26 protein-coding genes are annotated in these 25,043 nt (G+C 50.2%); 15 read left to right on the top strand and 11 right to left on the bottom strand.

What is annotated here, in order from left to right:
* The first annotated feature begins 2 nt into the window (after positions 1-2).
* The 4 genes from rfaF to M2403_RS24090 are packed head-to-tail and all read left to right on the top strand — an operon-like array spanning position 3 to position 4,081.
* A complete protein-coding gene (gene rfaF, locus M2403_RS24105) occupies positions 3-1,052 on the top strand; it encodes an ADP-heptose--LPS heptosyltransferase RfaF (RefSeq protein ID WP_208950127.1) in 1,050 nt (349 codons plus the stop codon).
* On the top strand, positions 1,052-2,020 hold the full coding sequence (rfaC, locus tag M2403_RS24100) for a lipopolysaccharide heptosyltransferase RfaC (RefSeq protein ID WP_165062011.1): 969 nt from the start codon (positions 1,052-1,054) through the stop codon (positions 2,018-2,020). The genes rfaF and rfaC overlap by 1 nt, the downstream gene beginning before the upstream one ends.
* Positions 2,021-2,022: 2 nt before the next feature.
* Positions 2,023-2,940: a sugar glycosyltransferase gene (locus M2403_RS24095; RefSeq protein ID WP_152324995.1), complete on the top strand. Its 918-nt coding sequence runs from the start codon at positions 2,023-2,025 to the stop codon at positions 2,938-2,940.
* A complete protein-coding gene (locus tag M2403_RS24090; RefSeq protein WP_152324994.1) occupies positions 2,915-4,081 on the top strand; it encodes an O-antigen ligase in 1,167 nt (388 codons plus the stop codon). Before M2403_RS24095 ends, M2403_RS24090 begins: the two co-directional genes overlap by 26 nt.
* Before the next feature lie 51 nt (positions 4,082-4,132).
* Here M2403_RS24090 and M2403_RS24085 read toward each other — a convergent pair whose 3' ends face one another.
* Both M2403_RS24085 and M2403_RS24080 read right to left on the bottom strand, forming a co-directional pair.
* Positions 4,133-5,227: a glycosyltransferase family 9 protein gene (locus M2403_RS24085; RefSeq protein WP_259231191.1), complete on the bottom strand. Its 1,095-nt coding sequence runs from the start codon at positions 5,225-5,227 to the stop codon at positions 4,133-4,135.
* A 1-nt stretch (position 5,228) separates the two neighbouring features.
* Positions 5,229-6,185 (bottom strand): polysaccharide deacetylase family protein, encoded by a 957-nt coding sequence (locus M2403_RS24080; RefSeq protein ID WP_259231190.1) that lies wholly within the window; start codon positions 6,183-6,185, stop codon positions 5,229-5,231.
* A gap of 206 nt (positions 6,186-6,391) precedes the next feature.
* Between M2403_RS24080 and rfaQ the strand changes: the two genes are divergently transcribed.
* The 7 genes from rfaQ (at position 6,392) to coaD (ending at position 13,388) form a co-directional block, all read left to right on the top strand.
* Complete coding sequence (gene rfaQ / locus M2403_RS24075) at positions 6,392-7,474, top strand: putative lipopolysaccharide heptosyltransferase III (protein ID WP_405047856.1); 1,083 nt, start codon at positions 6,392-6,394, stop codon at positions 7,472-7,474.
* The gene (locus M2403_RS24070; RefSeq protein ID WP_259231188.1) at positions 7,471-8,601 is read left to right on the top strand and encodes a glycosyltransferase family 4 protein; all 1,131 of its coding nucleotides are present in this window, start codon (positions 7,471-7,473) and stop codon (positions 8,599-8,601) included. The genes rfaQ and M2403_RS24070 overlap by 4 nt, the downstream gene beginning before the upstream one ends.
* Positions 8,601-9,692 carry a glycosyltransferase gene (locus M2403_RS24065; RefSeq protein ID WP_259231222.1) on the top strand — a complete coding sequence of 364 codons (1,092 nt, stop codon included), beginning with the start codon at positions 8,601-8,603 and terminating at the stop codon, positions 9,690-9,692. Before M2403_RS24070 ends, M2403_RS24065 begins: the two co-directional genes overlap by 1 nt.
* Positions 9,693-9,743: 51 nt before the next feature.
* Positions 9,744-10,730 (top strand): glycosyltransferase, encoded by a 987-nt coding sequence (locus tag M2403_RS24060; RefSeq protein ID WP_165062005.1) that lies wholly within the window; start codon positions 9,744-9,746, stop codon positions 10,728-10,730.
* Positions 10,731-10,857: 127 nt separating this feature from the next.
* Positions 10,858-12,132 (top strand): lipid IV(A) 3-deoxy-D-manno-octulosonic acid transferase, encoded by a 1,275-nt coding sequence (gene waaA / locus M2403_RS24055; protein WP_193333112.1) that lies wholly within the window; start codon positions 10,858-10,860, stop codon positions 12,130-12,132.
* Entirely contained in the window at positions 12,132-12,899 is a 768-nt protein-coding gene (locus M2403_RS24050; protein ID WP_165062003.1) for a glycosyltransferase family 2 protein, read from the top strand. Before waaA ends, M2403_RS24050 begins: the two co-directional genes overlap by 1 nt.
* Positions 12,900-12,905: 6 nt before the next feature.
* Positions 12,906-13,388: a pantetheine-phosphate adenylyltransferase gene (coaD, locus tag M2403_RS24045; protein WP_152324982.1), complete on the top strand. Its 483-nt coding sequence runs from the start codon at positions 12,906-12,908 to the stop codon at positions 13,386-13,388.
* Between the two features lie 7 nt (positions 13,389-13,395).
* Here the strand turns inward: coaD and mutM are convergent, their stop codons facing one another.
* The 4 genes from mutM to radC form a co-directional block, all read right to left on the bottom strand.
* Positions 13,396-14,205, bottom strand: coding sequence for a bifunctional DNA-formamidopyrimidine glycosylase/DNA-(apurinic or apyrimidinic site) lyase (gene mutM, locus M2403_RS24040; RefSeq protein WP_259231185.1), 810 nt, complete (start codon positions 14,203-14,205; stop codon positions 13,396-13,398).
* 140 nt (positions 14,206-14,345) lie between these two features.
* The gene (gene rpmG, locus M2403_RS24035) at positions 14,346-14,513 is read right to left on the bottom strand and encodes a 50S ribosomal protein L33 (protein ID WP_004392084.1); all 168 of its coding nucleotides are present in this window, start codon (positions 14,511-14,513) and stop codon (positions 14,346-14,348) included.
* An 11-nt stretch (positions 14,514-14,524) separates the two neighbouring features.
* The gene (gene rpmB, locus M2403_RS24030) at positions 14,525-14,761 is read right to left on the bottom strand and encodes a 50S ribosomal protein L28 (protein WP_101079928.1); all 237 of its coding nucleotides are present in this window, start codon (positions 14,759-14,761) and stop codon (positions 14,525-14,527) included.
* 264 nt (positions 14,762-15,025) lie between these two features.
* Positions 15,026-15,706, bottom strand: a complete 681-nt coding sequence (radC, locus tag M2403_RS24025) for a DNA repair protein RadC (protein WP_152324979.1) — start codon at positions 15,704-15,706, stop codon at positions 15,026-15,028.
* 183 nt (positions 15,707-15,889) lie between these two features.
* Between radC and coaBC the strand changes: the two genes are divergently transcribed.
* The 3 genes from coaBC (at position 15,890) to slmA (ending at position 18,311) form a co-directional block, all read left to right on the top strand.
* Positions 15,890-17,107, top strand: coding sequence for a bifunctional phosphopantothenoylcysteine decarboxylase/phosphopantothenate--cysteine ligase CoaBC (gene coaBC / locus M2403_RS24020; RefSeq protein ID WP_193333111.1), 1,218 nt, complete (start codon positions 15,890-15,892; stop codon positions 17,105-17,107).
* On the top strand, positions 17,085-17,543 hold the full coding sequence (gene dut, locus M2403_RS24015) for a dUTP diphosphatase (RefSeq protein WP_013577627.1): 459 nt from the start codon (positions 17,085-17,087) through the stop codon (positions 17,541-17,543). Before coaBC ends, dut begins: the two co-directional genes overlap by 23 nt.
* 171 nt (positions 17,544-17,714) lie before the next feature.
* Positions 17,715-18,311 carry a nucleoid occlusion factor SlmA gene (gene slmA, locus M2403_RS24010; protein WP_152324977.1) on the top strand — a complete coding sequence of 199 codons (597 nt, stop codon included), beginning with the start codon at positions 17,715-17,717 and terminating at the stop codon, positions 18,309-18,311.
* A gap of 63 nt (positions 18,312-18,374) precedes the next feature.
* Here the strand turns inward: slmA and M2403_RS24005 are convergent, their stop codons facing one another.
* The 4 genes from M2403_RS24005 to rph form a co-directional block, all read right to left on the bottom strand.
* Positions 18,375-18,911 (bottom strand): GDYXXLXY domain-containing protein, encoded by a 537-nt coding sequence (locus M2403_RS24005; protein WP_259231182.1) that lies wholly within the window; start codon positions 18,909-18,911, stop codon positions 18,375-18,377.
* Complete coding sequence (locus tag M2403_RS24000) at positions 18,898-21,105, bottom strand: DUF2157 domain-containing protein (RefSeq protein ID WP_259231181.1); 2,208 nt, start codon at positions 21,103-21,105, stop codon at positions 18,898-18,900. Before M2403_RS24000 ends, M2403_RS24005 begins: the two co-directional genes overlap by 14 nt.
* Before the next feature lie 32 nt (positions 21,106-21,137).
* Positions 21,138-21,779, bottom strand: coding sequence for an orotate phosphoribosyltransferase (gene pyrE, locus M2403_RS23995; RefSeq protein ID WP_152324973.1), 642 nt, complete (start codon positions 21,777-21,779; stop codon positions 21,138-21,140).
* Positions 21,780-21,864: 85 nt separating this feature from the next.
* Positions 21,865-22,581 carry a ribonuclease PH gene (gene rph / locus M2403_RS23990; RefSeq protein WP_152324971.1) on the bottom strand — a complete coding sequence of 239 codons (717 nt, stop codon included), beginning with the start codon at positions 22,579-22,581 and terminating at the stop codon, positions 21,865-21,867.
* A gap of 126 nt (positions 22,582-22,707) precedes the next feature.
* On the opposite strand from rph, the gene M2403_RS23985 reads away from it, so the two are divergent.
* Positions 22,708-23,571 carry a YicC/YloC family endoribonuclease gene (locus tag M2403_RS23985; RefSeq protein WP_152324970.1) on the top strand — a complete coding sequence of 288 codons (864 nt, stop codon included), beginning with the start codon at positions 22,708-22,710 and terminating at the stop codon, positions 23,569-23,571.
* Between the two features lie 89 nt (positions 23,572-23,660).
* Here M2403_RS23985 and fabF read toward each other — a convergent pair whose 3' ends face one another.
* Positions 23,661-24,935, bottom strand: a complete 1,275-nt coding sequence (gene fabF / locus M2403_RS23980) for a beta-ketoacyl-ACP synthase II (RefSeq protein WP_152324968.1) — start codon at positions 24,933-24,935, stop codon at positions 23,661-23,663.
* Positions 24,936-25,043 lie beyond the last annotated feature (108 nt).

Below are 25,043 nucleotides of genomic sequence, written 5' to 3'. Positions count from 1 at the left end.
GTATGAAAATACTGGTAATTGGGCCGTCATGGGTCGGTGACATGATGATGTCACAAAGTCTCTACCGCACGCTGAAAGCAGCGCATCCGGAAGCGCAAATCGACGTGATGGCACCTGCATGGTGCCGTCCTTTACTCGACCGGATGCCGGAGGTGCGTCAGGCTCTGCCGATGCCGTTAGGCCACGGTGCTCTGGAACTCGGTGAGCGTCGCCGTCTGGGCATTTCACTTCGTGGCGAACAATATCAGCGCGCCTTCGTGCTACCTAACTCGTTCAAATCAGCACTGGTTCCGTTCTTTGCCCGCATTCCTCAGCGTACCGGCTGGCGTGGCGAAATGCGTTATGGCCTGCTCAATGACCTGCGTGTTCTCGATAAAGCCGCCTTTCCTCTGATGGTTCAGCGCTATGCCGCGCTGGGCTACGACGCGCAACAAATCCGCACCGCTGCCGACCTGCCGCAGCCGATTCTCTGGCCGAAATTACAGGTGTCAGAAGCGGAAGTGGCGGCGGTTAAAATCTCATTTGCCGTCAGCGATAACAGGCCGCTTGTGGGCTTTTGTCCGGGTGCAGAATTTGGCCCGGCAAAGCGCTGGCCGCACTATCATTACGCCGCTCTTGCCGAAAAACTGATTGGCGAAGGCCAGCAGGTGGTGCTCTTTGGTTCTGCGAAAGACCATCAGGCGGGCGAACAAATACGCCAGTCTCTGACGGAAGGCGCCCAGCCTTTCTGCCTGAATCTGGCGGGTAAAACGTCGCTGGATCAGGCTGTTGTAATGATTGCCGCCTGTCAGGCCGTCGTCAGCAATGACTCAGGGCTGATGCATGTAGCGGCCGCGCTGGATAAACCGCTGGTTGCTCTGTACGGGCCGAGCAGCCCGGATTTCACCCCGCCGCTCAGTCATCGGGCCAAAGTTATCCGCCTCATCACCGGCTATCATAAAGTCCGCAAAGGCGATGCCGAAGAAGGCTACCACCAGAGTCTGATCGATATTCAGCCAGAACAGGTCTATCAGGAATTAAGTCAGCTACTGAATTCAGGGAAGGAGCAGTAATGCGGGTTCTCATCGTCAAAACATCGTCAATGGGTGACGTCCTGCATACTCTCCCGGCACTGACGGATGCCATGCAGGCTATCCCTGGGATCCGGTTTGACTGGGTCGTGGAGGAAGGTTTCACTCAAATTCCCGGATGGCATCCGGCGGTAGACCGCGTTATCCCGGTAGCCATCCGGCGCTGGCGCAAAAACTGGTTTGGTTCCGAAACCCGCCAGCAACGTTGTGATTTCAAACGTGAAGTGCAGTCACGAACTTACGATGCCGTCATCGACGCACAAGGCCTGATCAAAAGCGCGGCACTGATTACCCGTGTCGCAAAAGGCGAAAAGCACGGTCAGGATTGCAAAAGTGCCCGCGAGCCTTTTGCCAGCTGGTTTTACAATCAACGTCACGAGATCGATAAAAAACAGCATGCTGTCGAACGCACCCGTGAGCTTTTCGCAAAAAGTTTGGGCTATCAAAAGCCGGCGACTCAGGGCGACTACGCCATCGCCGCACGCTTCCTTTCACATCCATCGCAAGATGCTGGTCAGTATCTGGTCTTCCTTCACGCCACTACTCGCGCTGATAAACACTGGCCTGAAGAGCACTGGCGCGAACTGATTGGCCTGCTCAGTACGCAGAATATCCGTATCAAACTGCCGTGGGGCGCGGAACACGAATATCAGCGTGCGCTGCGACTTGCAGAAGGTTTCCCTTTCGTTGAAGTATTACCCAAATTAAGCCTGCAAAATGTGGCCGAAGTGTTGGCAGGGGCAAAGGCTGTCGTTTCAGTCGATACCGGCCTGAGTCATCTGACTGCCGCACTGGATCGCCCAAATATCACGCTTTACGGCCCGACAGATCCTGGGCTGATCGGGGGATATGGGAAGAATCAGTTTATTTGCCGCCCGCTATCCGGGAATCAAATGGCGGACATTCTTCCTGAACAGGTAAAAACACTGCTCGATAAGGAGGCCGGTTAATCGTGGGATCTTTTTTCAAACAGATTTACCGATACACGCACCCGCGGTCATACAGGCACAATGAAAATTTATGGCCCTATATGAAAATAGGCAGAGCGCGTTCGGGGGAAATAACTAAACTCGAATATCGCGGCCAGTATGTACCCATAGCCGATCTTTCCTCCTTAAAAGGAAAGTTTTCCGGGCCGGTAATGCTGACTGCCACCGGGCCTTCCGTAAAAGAAATTGATTTTACCCAACCCCCTCTCCCGATTCCGGCTTTTGGCGTTAACGGAGCCTGGTCGCTGAGCCAATTTTTTGAATTCTCGTTTTACGTTATCGTTGACATGGGATTCTTCGATAAAAAGCCCGAAATCGTAGCTAACATTATTGCCGCACGTAATTTGACCTTATTTACGACGGCGCATGGCATAGCCAGAATCGTTGATCGCTTCGGATTAAAAAATATTCAGTGTACCTTAGCGCTTATCGAAGATGCTGCTTGTAGAATTTACCAGCCTGCACTCAAACCTCATGAGCTAAAAGGTTTTTATGTTGTTAAAGAGAGCTCAGCTGAGTTTGCTCCGGACCGCGCAGATATCGGTTTTTCAACGGATATCCGGCAGGGGATTTTTGATGCCGGTACCGTGATTTACTGGGCATTACAGATTTCCCTGTATCTTGGTTTTACCGAACTGTTTATCGCAGGCCTGGATATGAACAACTTTGATAAACCCCGGTTTTATGAAAGCCAGAGCGATATGCAACCCACGAACCTTAAAGGTATTTTCACAAACCTTGTTTTACCTGCCTTTCAACATGCCAGCTTATTACTTAAAGATAAGAAAATAAGAGTTGTTAATCTTTCAGTCAATAGTGCTATTCCAGACTACATTTTTGAAAAGGTTTCATATAATGATGCATTTTTTAAGAAGAATTAATGCAGAGCATCTTTATTATTTATTCTTTACATTGTTTCTTTTCTTCAGTGCAATTTTTTGCGGCTATACAAGATCGACAAACCTTTTCCATTTATCGGGAATAGTTTTCCTTTTCCTAATTTTCAGAAACAAAACATTTCGCGATACCCTTCTGCATAAAAAACAGATGCTTTATGGGCTGCTTTTTTGCTCAATTTATCTGTTGTATTTTTCGCTGAGCACCCTTTGGGGAGACATCCCGTCAAACCTTGAGTCAGCGTTAACACACAGTTTATACATTCTGATCTTTGTCGCCATGGTCGCGAAAATATTAAGCAGCGAGAAAAGAGAGATTGCTCTGGCAGCGATAATTTTCGGATTTGTTGCTTTGGCGCTTTTCTTAATTGTTGTTGATTATCAAAATTTACTGACCAACCGACTGATGAGCCCAATATCTCCCGGCCCGAGTAATGTCATCGATGTCGGCGGATACTTTTCAATCGGGATAATTCTCTCATTGCTGGCGTTCAAAGAGAGTAAAAAACCTGTGTTTATCATCACAGCCTCTATACTTTTCATCGCATTATTACTCACTCAAAGCCGCGGGCCCTTTATTGCTCTGGTGATCTCGCTGATCGTCACGTCACACTATAAAATTCTTTCCAGGAAAAACGTTTTAATTGCAGCCATCGCACTTGCCGTTGTCATTACAGCCATGTCATATATTGGCATTACTGAGATGGTCATTGAACGTTTTCAGGAGTTGTCATCGCAGGTTTACTTACGTCTCAGTATCTGGCGACATACGTTTGAAGTGATCTCTCCTGACATAGTTTTCGGTTACGGTTTTGATAAGAGTCTGAATTTCATTAATTACAGTGGCGAACACATCACAACGACACATAGCTTGTATCTTGGGAGCATGCTGAAAGGCGGGTTGGTCGGTGTCATTTCACTTCTGATGCTGCTGGGTTATATCGCTTACAGGGCGTTATGTTACATCAAGGAAGAAAGACGTTTTGAGGCAGCTATCTTCATATTCATGCTGATCTTTTATGTTTCGCAGGGAATGTTCAATATCAGTAATCCCAGCGAAAGCTGGTACTTATTCTGGTTCCCGATAGGTGTTTTGCTGGCCGGAGAAATAAAGAAAGCCCGATAGTAAATGGCGAAACAGAGCAAGGGAAAAATAGCTATTCCCTTGCTCTCACCCTCAGAGCGGTAACAATAATTCAATTCTTTCCATGACATCCTCAGCATTAATGATAGCTAAAGGCTGTATTTTTATATCTGCTGCCAGATTTTTAATATCTGTAGAAACACGCATGACCTGATGCAATTCCATATCCTGATAAGGCCCCGTATGGTCAGGATTTGCTGTCACGAAAAGGCTGACAGTTTTGGTTTTCAGCGCGACGGCAAGATGAAGCGGTCCGGTATCTCCGGTAACGAGCACATCCATGTTTTCTATAATGCCCATCAATTGCTTCAGATCGGTTTTCCCGATATAGCTGGTGACCCGTTTTACTTCATCTTCCGACAATGAATTCAGGAAGAATTTTTCATAGGCCAGTTCTTTTTTTGTCCCAATCAGCACAACTTCATACTCTGGCCCCAATTGGAAAAGTACCTTCGCAAGCTCAGAAAATTTTGATATCGGCCAGCATCTTATTGGTTCAGAGGCGCCCATCTGAAAACCAATAATTTTCTTTCCGGCTTCTTTATTAAGATGCGTGAAATCAACTGGAATAACCATTTCATTATTGGATACATCGCAACCTAACAAACTGCACATATTCAATTTTCGTTGAATCAGATGGCAGCTTAAAAACGATCCTTCATTAACAAGCCACTTTTCCATCCCAATCTTCTTACCGCCGTATATATCCTTGACGATATATTGGGAGCCGGACATCACTGCGCTAAGAATGTCGTAGGGTGCTTTTGAGTGTAAGATTACCGTTAATTCAGGCGGCCGCTCTCTAAGTTGTGTGACCAGTTTTCTGACGTGTTTTACCTTCTCATCCCAATATACTATCCGGTCAAAAAAAAGACTTCCCTCAACGAGGGTTTTATTTTTTTCACTGGAGACCAGTGTAATAAACGCATCCGGGTAGCGTTGTCTTACCGCACGAATGGCTGGCGTATTGAACATTAAATCGCCCAGCGCCGTGGTCGAGTAAATAGCAATACTTTTAAAATTCTCTTCTGCCGAGAATGACTTCCGGCTTTTCAGAGTGGGCTTAATCTTTACATAGCAATGTAAGAAAAGATTAATCCAAAATATTTTCATCCTTTTCTGCGACATCTTAGTCCATCTTCCATTGATAATATTCTGCCAGAGTCATCCCCTGTGCCCGTTCGCTTATCCAGCTAAACAGCTTTTCCAAATCGTCGTAGAGTCTTTCAATGTCTTGTTCGTTTTTGAACGTCGGGCTTCCGCCGGGCATGAACTCTGAAGAGTGCAGCATGAACTCGATATAGTCAGAACCCTGCTTAAGAGTCTGCTCAGCAACCTTTTTCATATTCTCAACATTGCCACCGGATGGGCGCAACCAGAGCGTAGAAGGCGACCGGGTTTTTCCGCGAAGTTTATCGTAGCCGCTCTTAATATGATTGAGCATTCCCGAGTGCTTAAGCTGAATACTCATCGGGACTTCAAGAAGCGGAGAATTGCCCGCTTTTGCAATATCATTGAGGTCAATGAAATAAGCCTCTTTCGGAAAACGGCTGTAATCCGTTCCGCCTGCCCCTTCAGGGTTACCCGGTGAAGATGACCAGTTCACATGCGGTGTCACCGAACAATCAACCAGATATCCCTGCTCAACCAGCAGCGACGCATAAAACTCATTAAACGCCCAACGACCCGCGCGATGGCTGAGCATTTTTGTCTGGAAATTGTCTTCCAGCAGTTTCGTCATAAATGCCACTTTAGCCTTGATTTGGTCTTCCGGGAATTCGATCAGGTAAGGCTTGTGTCGCCAGTCATCATCGGTCAGCGCGATAAGCGGAGGGCTATTCCAGGCATGTAAATGCATGCCAACTTCACCTTGTCCCCGCCGGATCACATCACTGGCAAACTCCACATAAGCAGCATCCTGCGCCATTTCATAATTCGTAAGATAAACCGGCTTAAAGGCGTACTTTTCGCAAAGGCTCTGGAATCGCGGCAGAAAGCGGGTGTTCTCAGTGGAAATGCGCTCATGATTTTGCCAAAGATTGTCACCCTCGGTATCTATGGTGATGATAAATGCGGGTTTTTTCATTGAACTGGCCTAATTTTATCTTATTAATCAAACGTACAGGATGACGGTTACGCGGGCATGCCAATGCAAACATACCGCTATGACAACAATTTATTGGATTGTTTCTATTTTTTGGGATTTTCACCCTCAACGCAAGAACCGTGTTGGGTGTAGCCTGAGGCTTCAGTGTACTTTAGAATCGTGCTTTGATTCCTAAACAGTGATGAATTATGACGACTGCTCAAGCACAAAATCCGGATTCCTCTATCAGGCGTATCCTTATCATCAAACTACGTCATCACGGCGATATGTTGCTGACGACCCCGGTCGTCAATACATTGAAGGCGCGTTATCCTGACGCTGAAATTGATATGCTGATATACCAGGAAACCCGGGATATGCTGGCGGCCAATCCTTCCATTCATCACTTGCATTGCATTGACCGCACCTGGAAAAAACTCGGCGTGTGGTCCCATATGGCTCATGAAATTCGTTTAATGAAACAGGTCATGTCCCGCCATTATGATCTGACGCTCAACTTAAGCGATCAGTGGCGAAGTGCCATTGCCACCCGACTTACGGGCGCGTCTGTCCGCCTGGGTTTCGATTTTCCAAAACGTCAGGGCGCATTTTGGCGTTTTTGCCACACCCAACTGGTCAGTACGAAAAACCATCATGCACTTCATACCGTTGAACAAAACCTCTCCCTGCTGGCCCCCCTTCAGCTTCCTTTGATAATACCGGAAGCCACGATGAGTTATGCTCAGGAAGACGGTGAAAAGGTACAGCATTTATTACAGCAGAATCAGGTTTCTGGCCGTTATATTGTGGTGCAGCCTACCTCTCGATGGTTCTTCAAATGCTGGTCAGAAGAAAAGATGGCCGCCATGCTTACGCAATTGCACGCTGAAGGCTATCCACTGATAGTCACTTCCGGGCCGGACAAACACGAGCTCGCCATGGTCGATCGTATCCTGAAACTTTGTCCTCAGATCAATCTGATTTCTCTGGCCGGCAAATTAACGTTACCCCAGCTTGCCGCCTTGATTGATGGTGCCGCACTATTTATCGGCGTGGATTCTGTCCCGATGCATATGGCGGCGGCTTTGAAAACTCCTCTCGTCGCTCTGTTTGGCCCGTCAAAACTGGTTTTCTGGCGCCCATGGGAAGCCACAGGTGAAGTGATTTGGGCCGGTGATTTCGGGCCACTTCCTGATCCGGACAATATCGATACCAACACGTCCGAACGTTATCTGAATGCCATTCCCGTAGACGTCGTGACTGATGCGGCCAGGAGATTATTAGCATGAAAGCATTCCGGCTTGCTTTAGTTCGCCAGAAATACCGCCCTGACGGAGGCGCCGAACGGTTTGTTTCCCGGGCGCTGGAAGCACTTGAAAACCAAAATATCGAGCTTAATGTCATCACCCGCGAATGGCAGGGTGACATTAACCCCGATTGGAATGTGCATCTGTGCAACCCGTGGAAATTCGGTCGTGTAAGCAGGGAGCGCGGTTTTGCCAACGCGGCCCGGCAAATCTGGCAAAAAGAGAAATTCGATTTGGTGCAAAGCCACGAACGGATACCTGGCTGCGATTTATACCGGGCCGGTGATGGCGTTCATGTCAGATGGCTGGAAGAGCGTTCGCGATTGTTGCCTCAGTACAAAGCAAAAAGACTTTTCACCGACAGGTTTCACCGTTACGTCATGCAAGCCGAAAAGGATATGTATGCTGCGCCAGAGTTGAAAGCGGTTATCTGTAATGCCGAAATGGTTAAAAAGGAAATCATTGAGCGGTTTTCTGTGCCCGCAGAAAAAATTCACGTCATTTATAATTCTGTAAATAACCAACATTTCAAACCGGTGACCGCCCCGCTGCGCGCTCAGCTTCGCCAGCAATATGGTGTGCCGGCGAATGCGACTTGCATGATCTACGTTGGCTCGGGCTTTGAACGTAAAGGCCTGGACGCGGCAATTAAAGCCATTTCAGGAACGTCGCGACATCTTCTGGTTGTCGGCAAAGATAAAAATGAGCCACGGTATCGCGAATTAGCGGCTGCAAGCGGCTGCAAAGATCGGGTGCATTTCTTTGGCGTTCAGCAAAATACGCTGCAGTTCTATCAAATGGCTGACGGGTTGCTACTCCCTACTCTATACGATCCGTTCCCCAACGTGATTCTCGAAGCCATGGCCTGTGGCCTGCCCGTGATCACTACCCCAACCTGTGGTGGAGCCGAGTTTATAGAAAATGGGAGAAACGGATTCGTTTGTGATGCGCTGGATATCAACGACCTGCAGCAAGCGATTATGGCTCTGCCGTCGAATGTGGTAGATTCTCGCGAGTCTCTAAACTCACGGGAAACGGTCATGAACAATACGCCTCAGCACCTTTCAGAGCAGCTTCTTAACCTCTATAAAGAGCTTCTGAACCGATGATAAATATTCTGATTGTTATCGATGGTTTGCCAGGCGGCGGTGCCGAAAAGGTTGTTCTGACATTAGCCGAAGGCTTTCTGCGCGCCGGACACCGTGTTTCGCTATTTTCATTAAGAGACGTTTGTGAGTATCCGCTGCCAGACGGTCTGACTTACCGGGTGATAAAAGATAAATGCCGTGCGCCGTGGCGTAAAATCACTGAGCTTACACGCCGTGCCCGGTTGCTTGATCAGGCCGTACAATCCAGCGACGAATTTGATTTGGTATTATCAAACCTGCACAAAACCGATCGTATCGTTTCCCGCAGCAAATACCTCCCCCGCCATAAAGTCTGGTTCTGTTTACACGGGATGTTCTCAACGTCTTATCTGGGACACCGGACCGGCCTGAGCCGCTGGCTGAAAAAACTCAAGATAAAAAAGGTTTATCAGGACCGGAATATCGTGACTGTTTCACAGGCCGTCGCGGATGATTTAGCCCATTTCGAACTCCGTCCCTCTCAGCTTAAGGTGATCTACAACCCGTTCGATATTGATGCAATCAGACTGGCTGCCGCACAGGAATGTGAGCTTCCTCCGGGATCGTACCTGATCCATGTGGGGCGTTTTCATGAGAATAAGCGTCACGACCGGCTGATTCAGGCTTATGCAGAAAGCTGCATCGAACTCCCTCTGGTTCTGCTGGGCCAGGGTTCAGAAGCGAAAACTGAAAAGCTGAAAACATTAGCTCAGGATCTCGGCGTAGAAGACAGGGTTCTGTTTCCCGGATTCAGGCCTAACCCTTATCCTTTCATTCGAAATGCAGCAATGCTGGTACTGAGTTCGGACAGCGAAGGGTTTGGGAATGTATTGGTTGAAGCCCTGCTTCTGGGCACCCCGGTCGTCAGCACACATTGTCCGGGCGGCCCTGCTGAAATCCTGCAAGGTGAACTTGCCCGCGGGCTGGCTCAGTTGAACAGCCATCATTTAGCGCAAGTGATGGTGGATATTTACCAGAATCCCCCGGAAATCAATCAGGAAACATTATCGGGCTTTGGCATTGCACATATTTGCGAACAATATTGCTCGCTGGCAAAAAATGCTGAGAGCTAAATAAGAATTCATTCTGAGCACCCGCTGCTCTACGTTTATTCCAGGATAATTATGCTGCAGACCCCTTCACTGAGTATTATCGTTGCCGTTTATAACGGGGAGCAATTTCTCTCCCAATTTTTCGACAATATCATCCAGCAGGCATTAACCGATTTTGAGATGATTATTGTTAACGACGGTTCAACGGATAAAAGTGCAGAAATTATTGAATCCTATCGGACATCTTTTGAGGCGTACAAGGTATTCACGATTGAAAACCAGGGCGTTTCTATCGCACGTAATCACGGTTTGTCACAAGCCACCGGCCAGTATCTGGCATTTCCGGACATCGATGACAATATTCATCCCGGAATGTACCAGAAACTGCTGGAGATGGCTGAAAAGAACTCGCTGGATGTGGCAACCTGTAATGGGCGCTATGTCTATGAAAATAGCGAAAAAAACAAAATAATCTTCCCACCAGAACGCTTATCTTCGACAGGCGTTATTTCGGGTGACGTCTGGCTGAAACAGGCACTCAACTCCCGCAAGTTTCTGCATGTGACCTGGCTGAACATCTACAATCATGATTTTATTAAACGTCATCACTTTTCTTTCGAGCCAGGACTCAGACATCAGGATATTCCGTGGACGACTGAGATTCTGCTGGCGGCAGAACGTGTTCAATATACCAGCGATATTTTCTACGATTATTTAATCCATTCGAATTCGGTTTCACATAGAACAGACGGTGACGCAACTGAAGTCCGCTCTGCACATCATTACATGAAGATTCTTCGTATGCTGGATGATATTAATCATCGGTATCAGGAAAAAGTCGCTAAAATTCCAGCGTGTAAATGGCAAATAGCAAAAGAAGGTCTGGGCATTCTTCATACTGTCGACAAAATAAAAGACCCGGCATTGAAGAAAAAGCTGGTTGAGGAAATTTTCCAGCAAGGTGTCTGGAACCTGATGTGGCGAAACGCCAATACTTTCCGCCTCCGCTGGCGGCTGGGGCGTCGGTATTTCAAATTGCGAAAATTAATCAGTGGATAGATCCCGTAACGGTCGGTAACCGCATCTTGATGCGTGAGCCGCCCAGCCTCTGGCGTTAAAAGTATTAGCTTTGATTTGGCTAAAAACTTAGAATTCCAACCCTACTCGAGACTTCACGGATATTATGTTGCAAACGCTGTATACAGTTCTTCTATACCTCATCCAGCCTCTTATCTGGATCCGTTTGCTGGTACGTGGCCGGAAGTCACCGGCATACCGCAAACGCTGGGCTGAACGTTATGGCTTCTGCAAAGGGAAGGTGGTTTCTGGCGGCATCATGCTGCATTCCGTCTCAGTGGGCGAAACTCTGGCGGCAATTCCTTTAGTCCGCGCCCTGCGCCATCGTTATCCTTCATTGCCCATTACAGTCACCACGATGACCCCAACGGGCTCCGAGCGTGTTCAGTCCGCTTTCGGTGCTGGTGTTCATCACGTTTATCTACCTTATGACCTGCCTGGATCGCTGAACCGTTTTCTCAATGAAGTGAACCCCAAGTTGGTTATCATTATGGAAACCGAGCTGTGGCCAAACCTCATCAGCGCCCTGCATCGCCGTAAAATTCCCTTAGTGATTGCTAATGCACGCCTTTCTGAGCGTTCGGCTAAAGGCTACCAAAAGCTGGGCAAATTTATCCGCACTGTTTTACAACGCATCACGCTGATTGCCGCGCAAAATCAGGAAGATGGCGATCGTTTCCTTTCACTGGGATTAAAACGTAATCAGCTCGCGGTTACCGGCAGCCTGAAATTTGATATTTCCGTGACGCCGGAGCTGGCCGCTAAAGCCATCGCGCTGCGCAGTCAGTGGGCATCACGCCGCCAGGTGTGGATTGCGACCAGTACGCATGAAGGGGAAGAAACCTTGCTGTTGGAAGCGCATAAAGAATTGCTGAAAGCTCATCCGACGCTGTTGCTGATCCTTGTGCCGCGCCATCCGGAACGTTTCCCCGTTGCCTGTGAACTGACACGCAAAGCGGGTCTGACCTTCACACAACGCAGTACGGGGGAAGTGCCTTCGTCGGGAACGCAGGTCGTGATCGGCGATACGATGGGTGAGTTAATGCTGCTGTACGGAATTGCCGATCTGGCGTTTGTTGGTGGCAGTCTGGTCGAACGCGGAGGTCATAATCCTCTGGAAGCCGCAGCACACGCCATTCCAGTCCTGATGGGTCCGCATACGTTTAACTTCAAAGATATCTGCGCCAAGCTCACGCAGGACGATGGGTTGATCACCGTGACAGATACACCGTCGCTGGTCAAAGAAATCTCCACGTTGCTGACAGATGAAGATTATCGTCTGTATTACGGGCGTCACGCGGTAGAAGTTTTGCATCAAAATCAGGGAGCGCTACAACGCCTGCTGCATTTACTGGAGCCTTATCTGCCCGTGCGGGGTCATTAATGGCCGATAAAAAACGTTTATCCGTCGTGCTGATTGCACGCAATGAAGCAGATCTGCTGCCCGAATGCCTTGAGTCTGTGGCCTGGGCAGATGAAATCATCCTGCTTGATTCAGGCAGTGAAGATGCCACGCCGGACGTTGCCCGTCAGTTCGGCGCCAAAGTTTTCACCAACGAGCAATGGCCGGGTTTTGGCAAGCAGCGCCAGTTAGCGCAAAGCTATGCGACTGGCGATTATATTTTGATGATCGATGCGGACGAACGGGTTTCCCCGGAACTGCGTCAGTCGGTGGAAAACGTTCTGAATAATTCTCAGGAAAACACGGTTTACAGTTTTGGCCGCAGTAATTTATTCCTCGGAAAATTTATGCGCCACAGCGGCTGGTATCCCGATCGTGTCAACCGCTTATATCCTTCAGCCTTCCGCTATAACGACGATTTAGTTCACGAATCGCTGAACACGGGCAATGCCGCCGTTATCCCTTTGCAAGGCGATTTGCTGCACCTGACTTGTCGGGATTTCTTTGCTTTTCAGCGTAAACAGCTTAGTTATGCCGAAGCATGGGCCCGTCAGCGCCATCAGCAAGGCCGCCGTTGCAGCTTTTTCTCTGTCATTTCACACACATCAGGCGCATTCATAAAAACCTGGATCCTGCGGGCGGGTTTTCTGGATGGGAAACAGGGTTTGATTCTGGCAGGCGTCAATGCACAGTATACTTTCAATAAATATGCCGCCCTGTGGGCACTCAGCCATCAACTGCAAAAGTGAGCTTGTATGAGCACTAAGGCAATTTATCCCGGTACTTTCGACCCGCTGACTAACGGACATCTTGATATCGTGACGCGTGCTGCGTTGATGTTCGATCATGTCATTCTGGCGATTGCCGCCAGCCCGAGCAAAAAACCGATGTTTACTCTGGATGAGCGTGTGGCGCTGGCCACGCAGGTCACTTCTCATCTGAAAAATGTTGAAGTGATTGGCTTTAGCGATCTGATGGCGAACTTTGCCAAAGCGCAGGGCGCGAATGTGCTGGTGCGTGGCTTGCGTGCGGTGTCTGACTTTGAATATGAGATGCAGCTGGCAAACATGAACCGGCATTTGCTGCCGACGCTGGAAAGCGTATTTATGATGCCATCAAAAGAGTGGTCGTTTATTTCATCATCTCTGGTGAAGGAAGTGGCCCGCCACGGTGGCGATATCACGCCGTTCCTGCCTCAAAAAATCACTCAGGCTCTGATGGATAAGATCAGCGCCTGAGTCTGTTCTACCGCTGGCAGTTAGGGCAAAAAAACGTGGTACGCTGAGCGTGTTTCTTACTCTCGACAGGCGTACCGCATATCCTGCAAGGCTCGCCAGCGCGGCCATAAACCTGTAACTCCTGCGCGAAATACCCCGGTTTGCCATCCGACTGAAGGAAATCTTTCAGCGTGGTTCCACCCTGCTCAATGGAACGCAATAACACCGCTTTAATGGTTCTGACCAGTAACTCGGCCTCATCGAGTTTGAGCGAATGCGCCAGCCTGTCAGGTGAAATACCCGCAACAAACAGCGATTCGCTGGCGTAGATGTTGCCTACCCCGACCACCAGTTTGTTGTCCATCAGCCACGGCTTGATGGGGGATTTTTTTGTGCGCGACTTCTCCAGCAGATAACCGGCGGTAAAATCCGTACTTAAAGGCTCCGGCCCGAGGTGCGCTAAAACATTGCTGGCCGCCAGATCTGAAGACCATAACCAGGCTCCAAAACGCCGCGGATCGGTATAACGCAACACAAAACCGGTATCCATCACCAGATCGACATGGTCATGTTTACCCGGTTCGGTTTCTTCCGACAGAATCCGCAAACTGCCAGACATGCCCAGATGAATGATGATCCAGCCCGTCTTAAGCTCAACCAGCAGATACTTTGCACGACGTTGAACGCTCAGCACCAGTTGGTCACTGAGCGACAGAATCTCTGTAGAAACAGGCCAGCGCAGACGCGGATTACGCACGATAGCGTGCATGATCGTGTGGCCTTTCAGATAGGGTTCAATCCCTCTGCGGCTGGTTTCAACCTCAGGTAATTCCGGCATAATTTCTCCCTTAGCAGAATGATTCTCAGAGTGTGTCGCAGACATCAGCATCAGGCAAACAAAAGTCGCTCTGAGCGGAAATGGCCAAATTCAGACAATAAAAAACCCGGCCGGAGCCGGGTTTTATTAATCCACTAAAATTATTTAATTTTAGCTTCTTTATAGATCACGTGTTGACGGACAACTGGATCGAATTTCTTCAGTTCCAATTTTTCCGGCTTAGTACGCTTGTTCTTCGTGGTGGTATAGAAGTGACCAGTACCAGCAGAAGAAACCAGCTTGATCTTCTCGCGAACACCTTTAGCCATGATGCAGTTCCTTAATACTTCTCACCGCGGGCACGCAGATCGGCCAAGACCGTCTCAATACCCTTCTTATCAATAACACGCATACCTTTAGCAGATACACGCAGAGTTACAAAGCGCTTCTCAGCCTCAACCCAAAAACGGTGGGAGTGCAGGTTCGGCAGAAAACGGCGTTTGGTCGCGTTCAGTGCGTGGGAACGGTTGTTACCGCTCACCGGGCGCTTGCCAGTAACTTGGCAGACTCGGGACATGTCTATTCTCCAAAAATCAAATCAGCTCGAGCTTCGTATAGGGTATGGCCGCCTCGTCAGGCTTTAGAGCCCATCTCAGCAAACTCCACTGAGAACCGACTCACTGTCGTCGGGTAAAAACCAATTCATCAGGTTAGAAACCTGCTGAGATAGGCTCTTAACGCCAAACCCAAGATTCTCAAAGGTGGCGTAGTATACGCTCTGTAGCGTAAGTGCTCAAGTCCCGAACAGCTAAAGATCCCTAAGGATCTTCAAAAAACGACGCTAAATCCAACCGCGTTCAGCAAAAGAGACTGTTTCTCCGTGGCCTACAACCAAATGGTCAAGGACGCGAATTTCCAGCAGTTGGCACGCTCGAATAATCTGTTCAGTCACTTTCCGGTCCATCAGGCTGGGCTCAGCCCGACCGGATGGGTGATTATGCGCCAGAATTAGGGCTGCCGCATTAACCTTCATCGCACCGCGAACAATTTCGCGGGGATACACTTCTACGTGCCCAATAGTACCAGCAAACATCTCCTCATGGCGAATAACGCGATGCTGGTTGTCGAGAAAAAGTACCAGAAAGACCTCTCTTTCCCGAAAAACCAGCAAATTCTGCAGATATTCCCGCATGACCTCCGGGCTGAGCATCGCATTCTCCGCATTGAGGTGACGTAAATATGACCGGCGCGACAGTTCTGAAACTGCAACCAACTGTGCAAATTTCGCGACGCCCATCCCTTTAATGCCCGCCATTGAATCAAAATCAGCCATCAGCAACTGATGCAGAGAACCGAATTTTTCCAGAAGATTCTTCGCCAGCGCCATGACGTGCATTCCCTGGCAACCGGTACGCAGATAGATCGCCAGCAGCTCCTGATCGGTCAGCCCTTTTGCGCCCTGTTGCAGTAATTTTTCCCGTGGAGGCAATTCACCCGGCCAGCTTTCCTGTACTTTCGTCATCCTGACTCCTTTTAGGCGCCGATTCTGGCACAGAGCCCTGCTCGTCGGGGTTTCCGGTTTAAAAGCCTGCGAGGCGTTACGCAGAATTTTTATTCATCCGCTTAAGAGCATCGCCAATAGCTGTCATCATTCCGCGTTATGCTAAAATGTCGCTTCTTTCGGCTTACAACCAATCGGACAATGATGATGACGGGACTTTCCGGCAAACATATTGTGCTCGGTATCAGCGGTGGTATCGCTGCCTATAAAGCACCAGAACTGGTACGTCGCTTACGTGAAAGAGGCGCAGAAGTCCGCGTGGTCATGACACAAGCGGCGAAATCCTTTGTGACCCCCCTGAGCCTGCAGGCCGTTTCTGGCTATCCGGTCTCTGATGACCTGCTTGATCCTGCTGCCGAAGCGGCAATGGGGCATATCGAGTTGGGCAAATGGGCTGACTTAGTTCTGATTGCTCCCGCCACGGCTGATTTACTGGCACGAATGAACGCAGGTATGGCGAATGACCTGCTGACGACTGTCTGTCTGGCAACCGCCGCGCCCGTCGCTGTTCTGCCGGCTATGAACCAGCAAATGTATCGCGCTGCCGTCACTCAGGAGAACCTGGAAAAACTGGCCGCACGTGGCACGTTAATCTGGGGCCCCGACAGCGGAAGCCAGGCTTGTGGCGATATCGGCCCTGGCCGGATGCTCGATCCGCTGGTGATAGTCGATTTAGCCAATACCCATTTTTCTGCTCATAAAGATCTGGCGCATCTGAATATTATGGTGACTGCAGGCCCGACCCGAGAACCTCTGGATCCGGTGCGTTTCATCAGCAATCACAGTTCCGGGAAAATGGGGTTTGCGATTGCCAAAGCCGCCGCTGAACGCGGTGCGCAGGTCACGCTGATTGCCGGACCGGTCGTGCAACCGACACCTCTGAACGTTCGCCGGATTGATGTGGAAAGTGCGCTGGAGATGGAGAAAGCAGTGCAAGCTTTTGCAGCCTCCCAGCAAATTTTTATTTCCTGCGCTGCCGTGGCCGATTACCGCGCTGAAATCATTGCTGATGAGAAAATCAAAAAGCAAGGCGATGAAATCACTATAAAAATGGTGAAAAACCCCGACATTGTCGCGGGCGTCGCTGCCATGACGGAAAACCGTCCCTACGTCGTGGGGTTTGCCGCTGAAACCCAGAATGTGGAAGAATACGCGCGGCAAAAAAGGATCCGCAAGAATCTTGATCTGATTTGCGCCAACGACGTTTCACTTGCCGGACATGGTTTCAATACTGATACCAATGCCTTGCATCTTTTTTGGCAGGACGGGGATAAAATCTTACCGCTCAGCGATAAGTCCCTGCTTGGTCAACGTTTATTAGAAGAGATTGTCAGCCGTTATGATGAAAAAAATCGACATTAAAATTCTCGACCCGCGCATCGGTTCGACTTTCCCTTTACCTGCCTACGCAACGCCGGGATCCGCAGGTCTGGATTTGCGCGCCTGTCTGGACGCGTCGGTAGAACTGAAACCGGGCGAAACGACGTTGCTGCCAACAGGTCTTGCTATCCATATCGGTGATGCAAATCTGGCGGCGGTTATCCTGCCACGTTCAGGTTTAGGCCATAAACACGGCGTCGTTCTGGGCAACCTGGTCGGTCTTATCGATTCCGATTATCAGGGTCAGCTGATGGTTTCCGTCTGGAATCGTGGTCAGACTACATTTGTTATCGAACCGGGCGAGCGCATTGCTCAGATGGTATTTGTGCCTGTCGTTCAGGCAGAATTCAATCTGGTGGAAGATTTTGACGCCAGTGAACGCGGCGAAGGTGGTTTCGGCCATTCAGGTCGCCAATAAGAACCTGTTCAGCACCGCAGATTTTGACGCGATATTGAACAGATCCTTATCACTATCAGACCGTAACAACACCAAGGGAACGAAATAAGCCGCAGGATCACAGCGATTCATGCGGCAGTTGTGCGGTTTCTCCATGATTTTAGCCGTTTTTTAGCAAGGGTCTATTCAGACATGGCAGAGAAAGAAACGACAAAAAGGAACCGGCGCGAAGAGATTTTGCAGGCGTTAGCGCAAATGCTTCAGTCCAGCGATGGCAGCCAGCGGATCACCACCGCGAAACTCGCCGCCAGCGTAGGCGTTTCAGAAGCAGCTCTTTACCGTCATTTTCCCAGTAAGACGCGGATGTTTGACAGCTTAATCGAGTTTATCGAAGACAGTCTGATTACGCGTATCAATCTCATCCTGCAGGATGAAAAAGATACATTGAACAGAATCCGTCTGATTTTGCTGCTGATTTTAGGTTTTGCCGAACGCAATCCGGGGCTCACCCGCATTATGACCGGTCACGCACTGATGTTCGAACAGGATCGCCTGCAGGGTCGCATCAACCAGCTTTTTGAGCGAATTGAAGCGCAGTTGCGTCAGGTTTTACGGGAAAAGAAAATGCGTGAAGGCAGCGGGTTTATCAGTGATGAAACCCTGCTTGCCAGCCAGTTACTGGCATTTTGCGAAGGGATGCTGTCGCGGTTTGTGCGTTCTGAATTCAAGTATCGTCCGACTCAGGACTTTGATACACGCTGGCCACTGATTTCTGCTCAGCTGCAATAACGTCATTTTCCAGCACAGGTTACAGATGCAAAAAAGGGCCGAAAGGCCCTTTTGTTTTTGGCCCTACGGCTGGATCATTTTTCCATGTTCATCCAGCATCGCAGTCAGCAAGGCCGTACCGTTTTGCCCTACCCGAAATGCACCATAACGCGCGCTGGCGAAACGCTCACCGTGACCTTCCTGGAAAAAGTAAGCATTCGTTCCCACCGTCAGCATTCCGGCATTCATATGATACTTCACCCGTAACTCCCCTGGCTTCAGCGGCTCGCCGCTATCAAACCTCGCCTGAGTGACCTGCCGCTGCTCATTGACTGTCACAATAATTTTGCCACTGACTGGCAGGCAAGGCGTCTGTGGAACCGAATCACACACCTGACGTTGCCGGGATAACTCCTGCTGCAAAGCCTGCGTTATGGCATAACTGAGAGCCATATAATCCCCCTGCATGAGAGAACGCGGATCAACCGGTGCAAGCGGCAATATCATCACCGCCCCCTGTTTAAGTATCTGTTCTTTTTGCCAGATACCGGCATTCACGGCGATCAGCGCCAGCAGTATCACTAATCCCGCCAGCCATTTTCTCAAATTAGTGGTTTGCATACGCTTCCTCCTTCCGCGCCGGTATCAGTTTTTTGGCGGCAAATGCCAGCGCCAGCAGCGCCACGCCAGTGACAAACATCAGAAGGGATTTCTGCAATAAACTGACACCGAGGAAGTAATACCAGTCAATAACATAAAGCGCGAGGAAACAGCCGCTGGCGGCCAAAACCCCCTGACTTCCCTGATAACGCGCCATCAGTAATAACCACAGGCCCAGGCCGATTCCCGGTGCATAATAAGCAGCGAAACCGCACAACAAAGCAGCAACCAGAAGCAGCGGCGCTGATGACGTCTTTTTCACCACCGTCTGATACAAACACCCGATGATTAAACCTGCGGCAATACCTGCGCCGGTTCCCGTCGAAAGCGTGAAATACCCTGCTGGCCGCCAGAAAAAATCAAAGAAAAGTGAGGAATTAATACCGGAAAAACACTGCAATATCAGGCCGGACGGGATCCCCCAGAGGAGAGGGGAAACAGCCTCAGCGCCTGCAGTGGCTGTTAAGTTAATTTGTTCCCTGATAATCCACAGCCAGAAAATCACAATGACAGCAATCAGCGCTGAAACCACACAAAAACTGACGACTGGCGGTAAATACATCCCGGCCAGCAAATTGCCGGAAAGTATCAGTAAAAAAGTCGCCGCTGTTACCGCCATAAAGCGGAATGTACGATCTGCCATCGCCAGCGCCATCACTGCGAGAACCGGCAATGAACAAAGTGAGCCCACCAGAAAATACATATCCCAACTGGCTTCAAAGAGCATACAGAAGCCAAAGCACAGGCCACAGGTTGCCGCTATCGCCCATGCCAGTCCGATATGATGTTTGCTCACACCCTGCGCGCGAAGAAATCCGCCCGCGACCAAGGCAAGGATCAGCGAAGGGATAATCACAGTGGCAGCATTAGGGTCATTGAGCAGGCCGGCAACATAGAGCACCAGTATCAGCAGGAACAGAATGATCATGGCCGCCACCCAGCCACCGACACCCAGCGTCAGCCGCAGATACCAGGGGAGATGAGACGAGTGATCGTATTGCTGAATCTCTTCAATTTGCGTCTGATTAAGCAAATTATGTCGGCGTAACTGTTCGGTCAGCAATGCCACTTTCGTGAAGGAAACCTCGACCGGCTGGTTCTCATAGAGTTTACGCCGCCAGTGGAGCATCAAAGCGCCACATCCCGCCAGCCATAGAGCCATCAGACAGCCCAGCATAAACAGCCCCCCCACATCGTAAGAACTGTCGAACATCTGCATGATCAACACGCACCCGATGGCCGCTCCACTGGCCGTCCCCAGCGTCAGCATACACAGGTCAGGATGGCGGTAGCGGTAGAAGAAGTAGCCCGCCAGTAAAACGAGCAGCCATAACGCCGTCGCAAAGTGATGAGGGGGATCGTAACGCCAGCCGGATACATTTCCGGCAACGATGGAAGTCAGCATTAACAGGAGAAAACCGGCCATCACACGGGAGAACCAGCGACTGGCGAGCCACGACTTAGGATTGTGTTTAATTGCCCGCAGGGCAAGCACTTCCCGCGTAACCAGACACAACACCTGCACAATCAAGTAACTATAAAGTGCGGTGGAGGGAAAATAGTCGAGACCATCAAATGCCGCGCTGTCCATCAGGGACATAGACACCGTGACGTAATAGAGCTGAAAGGTAAGATTGGCAAGCAACCAGGAGCAGAACCACAAACTGTTCTGTCGGGCGATGAGGGCTAAAGGCAGGAAAACAAACAGCCAGGCTCTGAACAACTCCCAGCTGTCGGCCCCCGTCTGATAAATCTGCCCATAGAGGGCAAACAGCGCGCCAAAACTGAGAGCGGCCGCCAGTAAGGCACTACGCGCAAGTCCGTCATACCAGCTCCACCAGACCACGACGGTAAGCGCAACGACCAACAACTCTGCCAGCGCAAACTTTGCCATCTTCGGCATATCTGCCCAGTTCCAGGCGACAAAAAAGACGGCAGCCGCGACCAGCGATAACAATCCCAGCAGCGAGAGTAACGGCACCAGAAATCTTCGCCATTGCGGAAAATCAGGCCGGACACCGCAGAAATCATAAATACGCTGGCATTCTGCGGGTGTCAGGCTTTTGCCTTTAACCAGCCGCTCCGTCTGGCGACAGAGAAACTCTGCTGCCCGCGAAGGCATCCATTCTTTGCTGCCTGCTTCAGTTTGTGTCATGACATCCCTGCCTTATAAAGTTTTACCCGAGATTAAACGCCATACTCCTGCCGGTAAGCCCGCACAGCAGCCAGATGGTCAGCCATTTCCGCTTTTTCTTCCAGATACTCAATCAGGTCGGCCAGCGTAATAATTGAAATCACTTTACAATGATAGTCGCGTTCAACTTCCTGAATCGCAGAGATATCCGCGCGGCCACGTTCCTGACGATCCAGAGAAATCAGAACGCCCGCTAGCGTTGCATTGTGAGCATTGATGATTTCCATGGACTCACGGATAGCTGTACCGGCGGTAATCACATCATCAACCAGCATGACGCGGCCCTGAAGAGGGCTGCCCACCAATAAACCACCTTCACCGTGATCTTTGGCTTCTTTGCGGTTGAAACAATACGGCACATCGCGTTCATGATGCTCAGCCAGCGCGACGGCAGTGGTGGTTGCAATCGGAATCCCTTTATAGGCCGGGCCGAAAACTAAATCGAAATCAATTTTTGAATCCATCAATGCTTCAGCGTAAAAACGTCCCAGTAACGCCAGATCACGGCCAGTGTTAAACAAACCGGCATTGAAGAAGTAAGGACTTATGCGCCCGGACTTCAGGGTAAACTCGCCGAATTTCAAAACCTGTTTGTTCAGTGCAAACTCAATAAACTGGCGCTGATAGGCTTTCATTGATGGTCTCCTCGATAATGTCTTATATCTGCAATTGTCAGCCCGCAGGCCATAAAAAAGGCGACTTCTCAGTCGCCTTAAAAAATTATTCCGCCAGCGCCGCTTTCTGCGCCTGGAAGATAGTGTCGATGCCCCCTCTGGCGAGGGCCAGTAAACTGAGCAACTCCTCATGACTGAACGGCTCGCCTTCTGCGGTGCCCTGCACTTCAATCATGCGGCCATCTTCCATCATCACGACGTTCATATCCGTTTCAGCGGCCGAATCTTCGACATACTCAAGGTCGCAAAGCGCTTCGCCTTTAACAATACCCACAGAGACGGCGGCAACCATCCCTTTCATCGGATTGGCTTTCAGTTTACCCGCTGCTACCAGCGCGTTCAGTGCATCTGCCAGCGCCACACAGGCACCGGAAATGGACGCAGTACGCGTGCCGCCGTCAGCCTGCAAAACATCGCAGTCCAGCGTGATGGTGAATTCACCCAGTTTTTTGAGATCCACTGCCGCACGCAATGAGCGGGCAATCAGACGCTGAATTTCAAGGGTACGACCGCCTTGTTTGCCTTTCGCGGCTTCACGCGCATTACGGCTGTGCGTGGAGCGTGGCAGCATACCGTATTCAGCCGTGATCCAACCTTGTCCCTGACCTTTCAGGAAACGCGGAACGCCTTCTTCGACCGTCGCGGTACACAGCACTTTGGTATCACCAAACTCCACCAGCACGGAACCTTCAGCGTGTTTAGTGTAATGGCGGGTCAGTGTTACGGGGCGTACTTGTTGTGCATTTCTGCCTGCTGGACGCATGGATAGTTCTCCGGGTCGCGAATCGTGTTTGGCTGCGCATTATACGGACTTCGCGAGGTAATGCCTATCATGACCCGCTTACCGGGGCTATAATCGCTGCATCTTTACATTAACAGGTACGCATACATGATCCGTAGTATGACCGCTTATGCCCGACGCGAAATTAAGGGTGACTGGGGCAGCGCCGCGTGGGAACTTCGCTCGGTAAACCAACGTTATCTCGAAACTTACATCCGTCTGCCAGAGCAATTTCGCAGCCTGGAGCCGGTTATTCGCGAGCGCATTCGTGCCCGGCTGACCCGCGGTAAAGTCGAATGTAATCTGCGTTTTGATCTCGATCCGGGCGCGCAAAGCACTCTGCAACTGAATGAAAAACTGGCGAAACAGCTGGTTGAAGCGGCGCAATGGGTAAAAATGCAAAGCGACGAAGGCGAGATTAATCCGCTGGAAGTTCTGCGCTGGCCGGGTGTCATGCTGGCCGAAGAGCAGGATCTGGATGCAATCAGCACTGAACTGCTGCTCGCGCTGGAAACAGCTCTCGATGATTTCATCGCTGCCCGCGAAAGCGAAGGCGCCGCACTGAAAACAATGATCGAACAACGCCTTGATGGCGTTAGCGCAGAAGTCATCAAAGTCCGTGCCCAGATGCCCAATATCCTGCAATGGCAGCGCGAGCGTCTGGTCAGCAAGCTGGAAGACGCGCAGGTACAGCTGGAAAATACCCGTCTGGAGCAGGAACTGGTTCTGATGGCGCAGCGTGTTGATGTTGCAGAAGAGCTGGACCGTCTGGAAGCGCACGTTAAAGAAACGCATAAAATCATGAAGAAAGATGAGGCGGTCGGCCGTCGTCTTGATTTCATGATGCAGGAATTTAACCGCGAGTCGAACACGCTGGCATCCAAATCGATCAATGCCGATGTCACAACATCCGCCATCGAGCTGAAAGTCCTTATCGAACAAATGCGCGAACAGATCCAGAACATTGAGTAAATCATCTGATCTGATGCAATAAAAAACGCCTCCCGTCAGCCTGACCGGAGGCGTTTTTTTATGCTTTAGCTCTGAAATTCAGAAAGAAATTAATCTTCCCAACGTTTCAGCAGTACACAAGCATTCACACCGCCAAAACCAAAGCCGTTGGACAGCGCGTAAGTAATGCCGTGCTTCTGTGCCGTATTGCCGACGATGTTCAGGCCTGCAGCCGCTTCATCTTTGTTTTCCAGATTCAGCGTTGGCGGAACAATCTGGTCGCGAACGGCCAGAATAGTGAAGATGGTTTCCAGACCACCCGCCGCGCCCAGCAAATGCCCGGTAGCAGATTTGGTGGACGTCACCGCCAGCTTACCGTCGGTGCCGAACAGGGTTTTAATCGCATTGATTTCACCCAGGTCGCCCACCGGCGTAGAGGTCGCATGCGCATTCAAATGCTGCACGTCTGAAGGCTGAATCCCCGCCTGACGCAAAGCAATTTTCATCGCACGACCGGCACCGTTGCCGTCTTCCGCACCGGAAGTCATGTGATAAGCGTCGCCGCTGGTACCGTAACCGACGATCTCAGCGAGAATTTTTGCACCACGCGCTTTCGCATGTTCCAGTTCTTCGATAACCAGCATGCCTGCACCTTCGCCCATCACAAAGCCGTCGCGGGCGCTGTCAAATGGACGGGATGCTTTTTCCGGATGATCTTCGTGGCCGGTAGACATCGCTTTTGCCGCCGCGAAACCACCCAGGCTCACGGTATCGATAGCCGCTTCAGCGCCACCACACAGTGCAACATCCGCTTCATCATTGCGAATCAAACGAACCGCATCACCGATTGCCTGAACACCCGCCGCACATGCGGTAACCGGCGCACCGATTGGACCTTTGAACTGGTGTTTTATGGAAACCTGGCCAGATGCCAGATTCACCAGGAATGAAGGAATGGTGAACGGGGATAAACGCTTAGCACCGCGGCTGTCGTTGGTGCGCACAGCATGTGCAATCGCCGGGAAACCACCGATACCAGAACCGATGACGGTTGCAGTACGTTCCTGCTGTTCAGCGGTTTCCGCTTTCCAGCCTGAATTCGCAATCGCCATATCGGCAGCTGCCATGGCGAAAAGAATGAAACGGTCCATTTTCTTCTGGTCTTTCGGCACAACAAACAGGTCAGGATCGAAACCTGATTCAGGATCCTGTTCTTTAGTTTGTACCTGACCGCCAATTTTCACGGACAGTGTTTCAACAATTTCTTCCGGCAAAACGCGGATACCAGACTGACCGGCCAGCAGGCGCTTCCAGATAGTTTCGATATCACAGCCCAGAGGACTCACAGCCCCCATGCCGGTAATAACCACTCGACGATGAGTCATAAAACTTTCCTCTCTGTCTGTTGAAGACATAAGTTTCTGCTGAAACTTCCACCAGCGGGCAGAAACGATTTAATTAAAGGCTGACAGTATGTGACGAATTACGATTTT

The sequence above is a fragment of the Rahnella sp. BIGb0603 genome, from assembly GCF_024808755.1.
Lineage (GTDB): Bacteria > Pseudomonadota > Gammaproteobacteria > Enterobacterales > Enterobacteriaceae > Rahnella > Rahnella contaminans.
The sequence above is the reverse complement of the archived record's forward strand: the minus strand, read 5'-3'. Positions and strand labels throughout refer to the sequence as shown.

Excerpts from the sequence above, each read along its gene's own strand:
- rfaF (WP_208950127.1), top strand. The coding sequence starts at position 3 with ATGAAAATACTGGTAATTGGGCCGTCATGGGTCGGTGACATGATGATG.
- rfaC (WP_165062011.1), top strand. The coding sequence starts at position 1,052 with ATGCGGGTTCTCATCGTCAAAACATCGTCAATGGGTGACGTCCTGCAT.
- M2403_RS24090 (WP_152324994.1), top strand. The coding sequence starts at position 2,915 with ATGATGCATTTTTTAAGAAGAATTAATGCAGAGCATCTTTATTATTTA.
- M2403_RS24085 (WP_259231191.1), bottom strand. The coding sequence starts at position 5,227 with ATGTCGCAGAAAAGGATGAAAATATTTTGGATTAATCTTTTCTTACAT.
- M2403_RS24080 (WP_259231190.1), bottom strand. The coding sequence starts at position 6,185 with ATGAAAAAACCCGCATTTATCATCACCATAGATACCGAGGGTGACAAT.
- M2403_RS24070 (WP_259231188.1), top strand. The coding sequence starts at position 7,471 with ATGAAAGCATTCCGGCTTGCTTTAGTTCGCCAGAAATACCGCCCTGAC.
- M2403_RS24060 (WP_165062005.1), top strand. The coding sequence starts at position 9,744 with ATGCTGCAGACCCCTTCACTGAGTATTATCGTTGCCGTTTATAACGGG.
- M2403_RS24050 (WP_165062003.1), top strand. The coding sequence starts at position 12,132 with ATGGCCGATAAAAAACGTTTATCCGTCGTGCTGATTGCACGCAATGAA.
- coaD (WP_152324982.1), top strand. The coding sequence starts at position 12,906 with ATGAGCACTAAGGCAATTTATCCCGGTACTTTCGACCCGCTGACTAAC.
- mutM (WP_259231185.1), bottom strand. The coding sequence starts at position 14,205 with ATGCCGGAATTACCTGAGGTTGAAACCAGCCGCAGAGGGATTGAACCC.
- rpmG (WP_004392084.1), bottom strand. The coding sequence starts at position 14,513 with ATGGCTAAAGGTGTTCGCGAGAAGATCAAGCTGGTTTCTTCTGCTGGT.
- rpmB (WP_101079928.1), bottom strand. The coding sequence starts at position 14,761 with ATGTCCCGAGTCTGCCAAGTTACTGGCAAGCGCCCGGTGAGCGGTAAC.
- radC (WP_152324979.1), bottom strand. The coding sequence starts at position 15,706 with ATGACGAAAGTACAGGAAAGCTGGCCGGGTGAATTGCCTCCACGGGAA.
- coaBC (WP_193333111.1), top strand. The coding sequence starts at position 15,890 with ATGATGACGGGACTTTCCGGCAAACATATTGTGCTCGGTATCAGCGGT.
- dut (WP_013577627.1), top strand. The coding sequence starts at position 17,085 with ATGATGAAAAAAATCGACATTAAAATTCTCGACCCGCGCATCGGTTCG.
- slmA (WP_152324977.1), top strand. The coding sequence starts at position 17,715 with ATGGCAGAGAAAGAAACGACAAAAAGGAACCGGCGCGAAGAGATTTTG.
- M2403_RS24005 (WP_259231182.1), bottom strand. The coding sequence starts at position 18,911 with ATGCAAACCACTAATTTGAGAAAATGGCTGGCGGGATTAGTGATACTG.
- M2403_RS24000 (WP_259231181.1), bottom strand. The coding sequence starts at position 21,105 with ATGACACAAACTGAAGCAGGCAGCAAAGAATGGATGCCTTCGCGGGCA.
- pyrE (WP_152324973.1), bottom strand. The coding sequence starts at position 21,779 with ATGAAAGCCTATCAGCGCCAGTTTATTGAGTTTGCACTGAACAAACAG.
- rph (WP_152324971.1), bottom strand. The coding sequence starts at position 22,581 with ATGCGTCCAGCAGGCAGAAATGCACAACAAGTACGCCCCGTAACACTG.
- M2403_RS23985 (WP_152324970.1), top strand. The coding sequence starts at position 22,708 with ATGATCCGTAGTATGACCGCTTATGCCCGACGCGAAATTAAGGGTGAC.
- fabF (WP_152324968.1), bottom strand. The coding sequence starts at position 24,935 with ATGACTCATCGTCGAGTGGTTATTACCGGCATGGGGGCTGTGAGTCCT.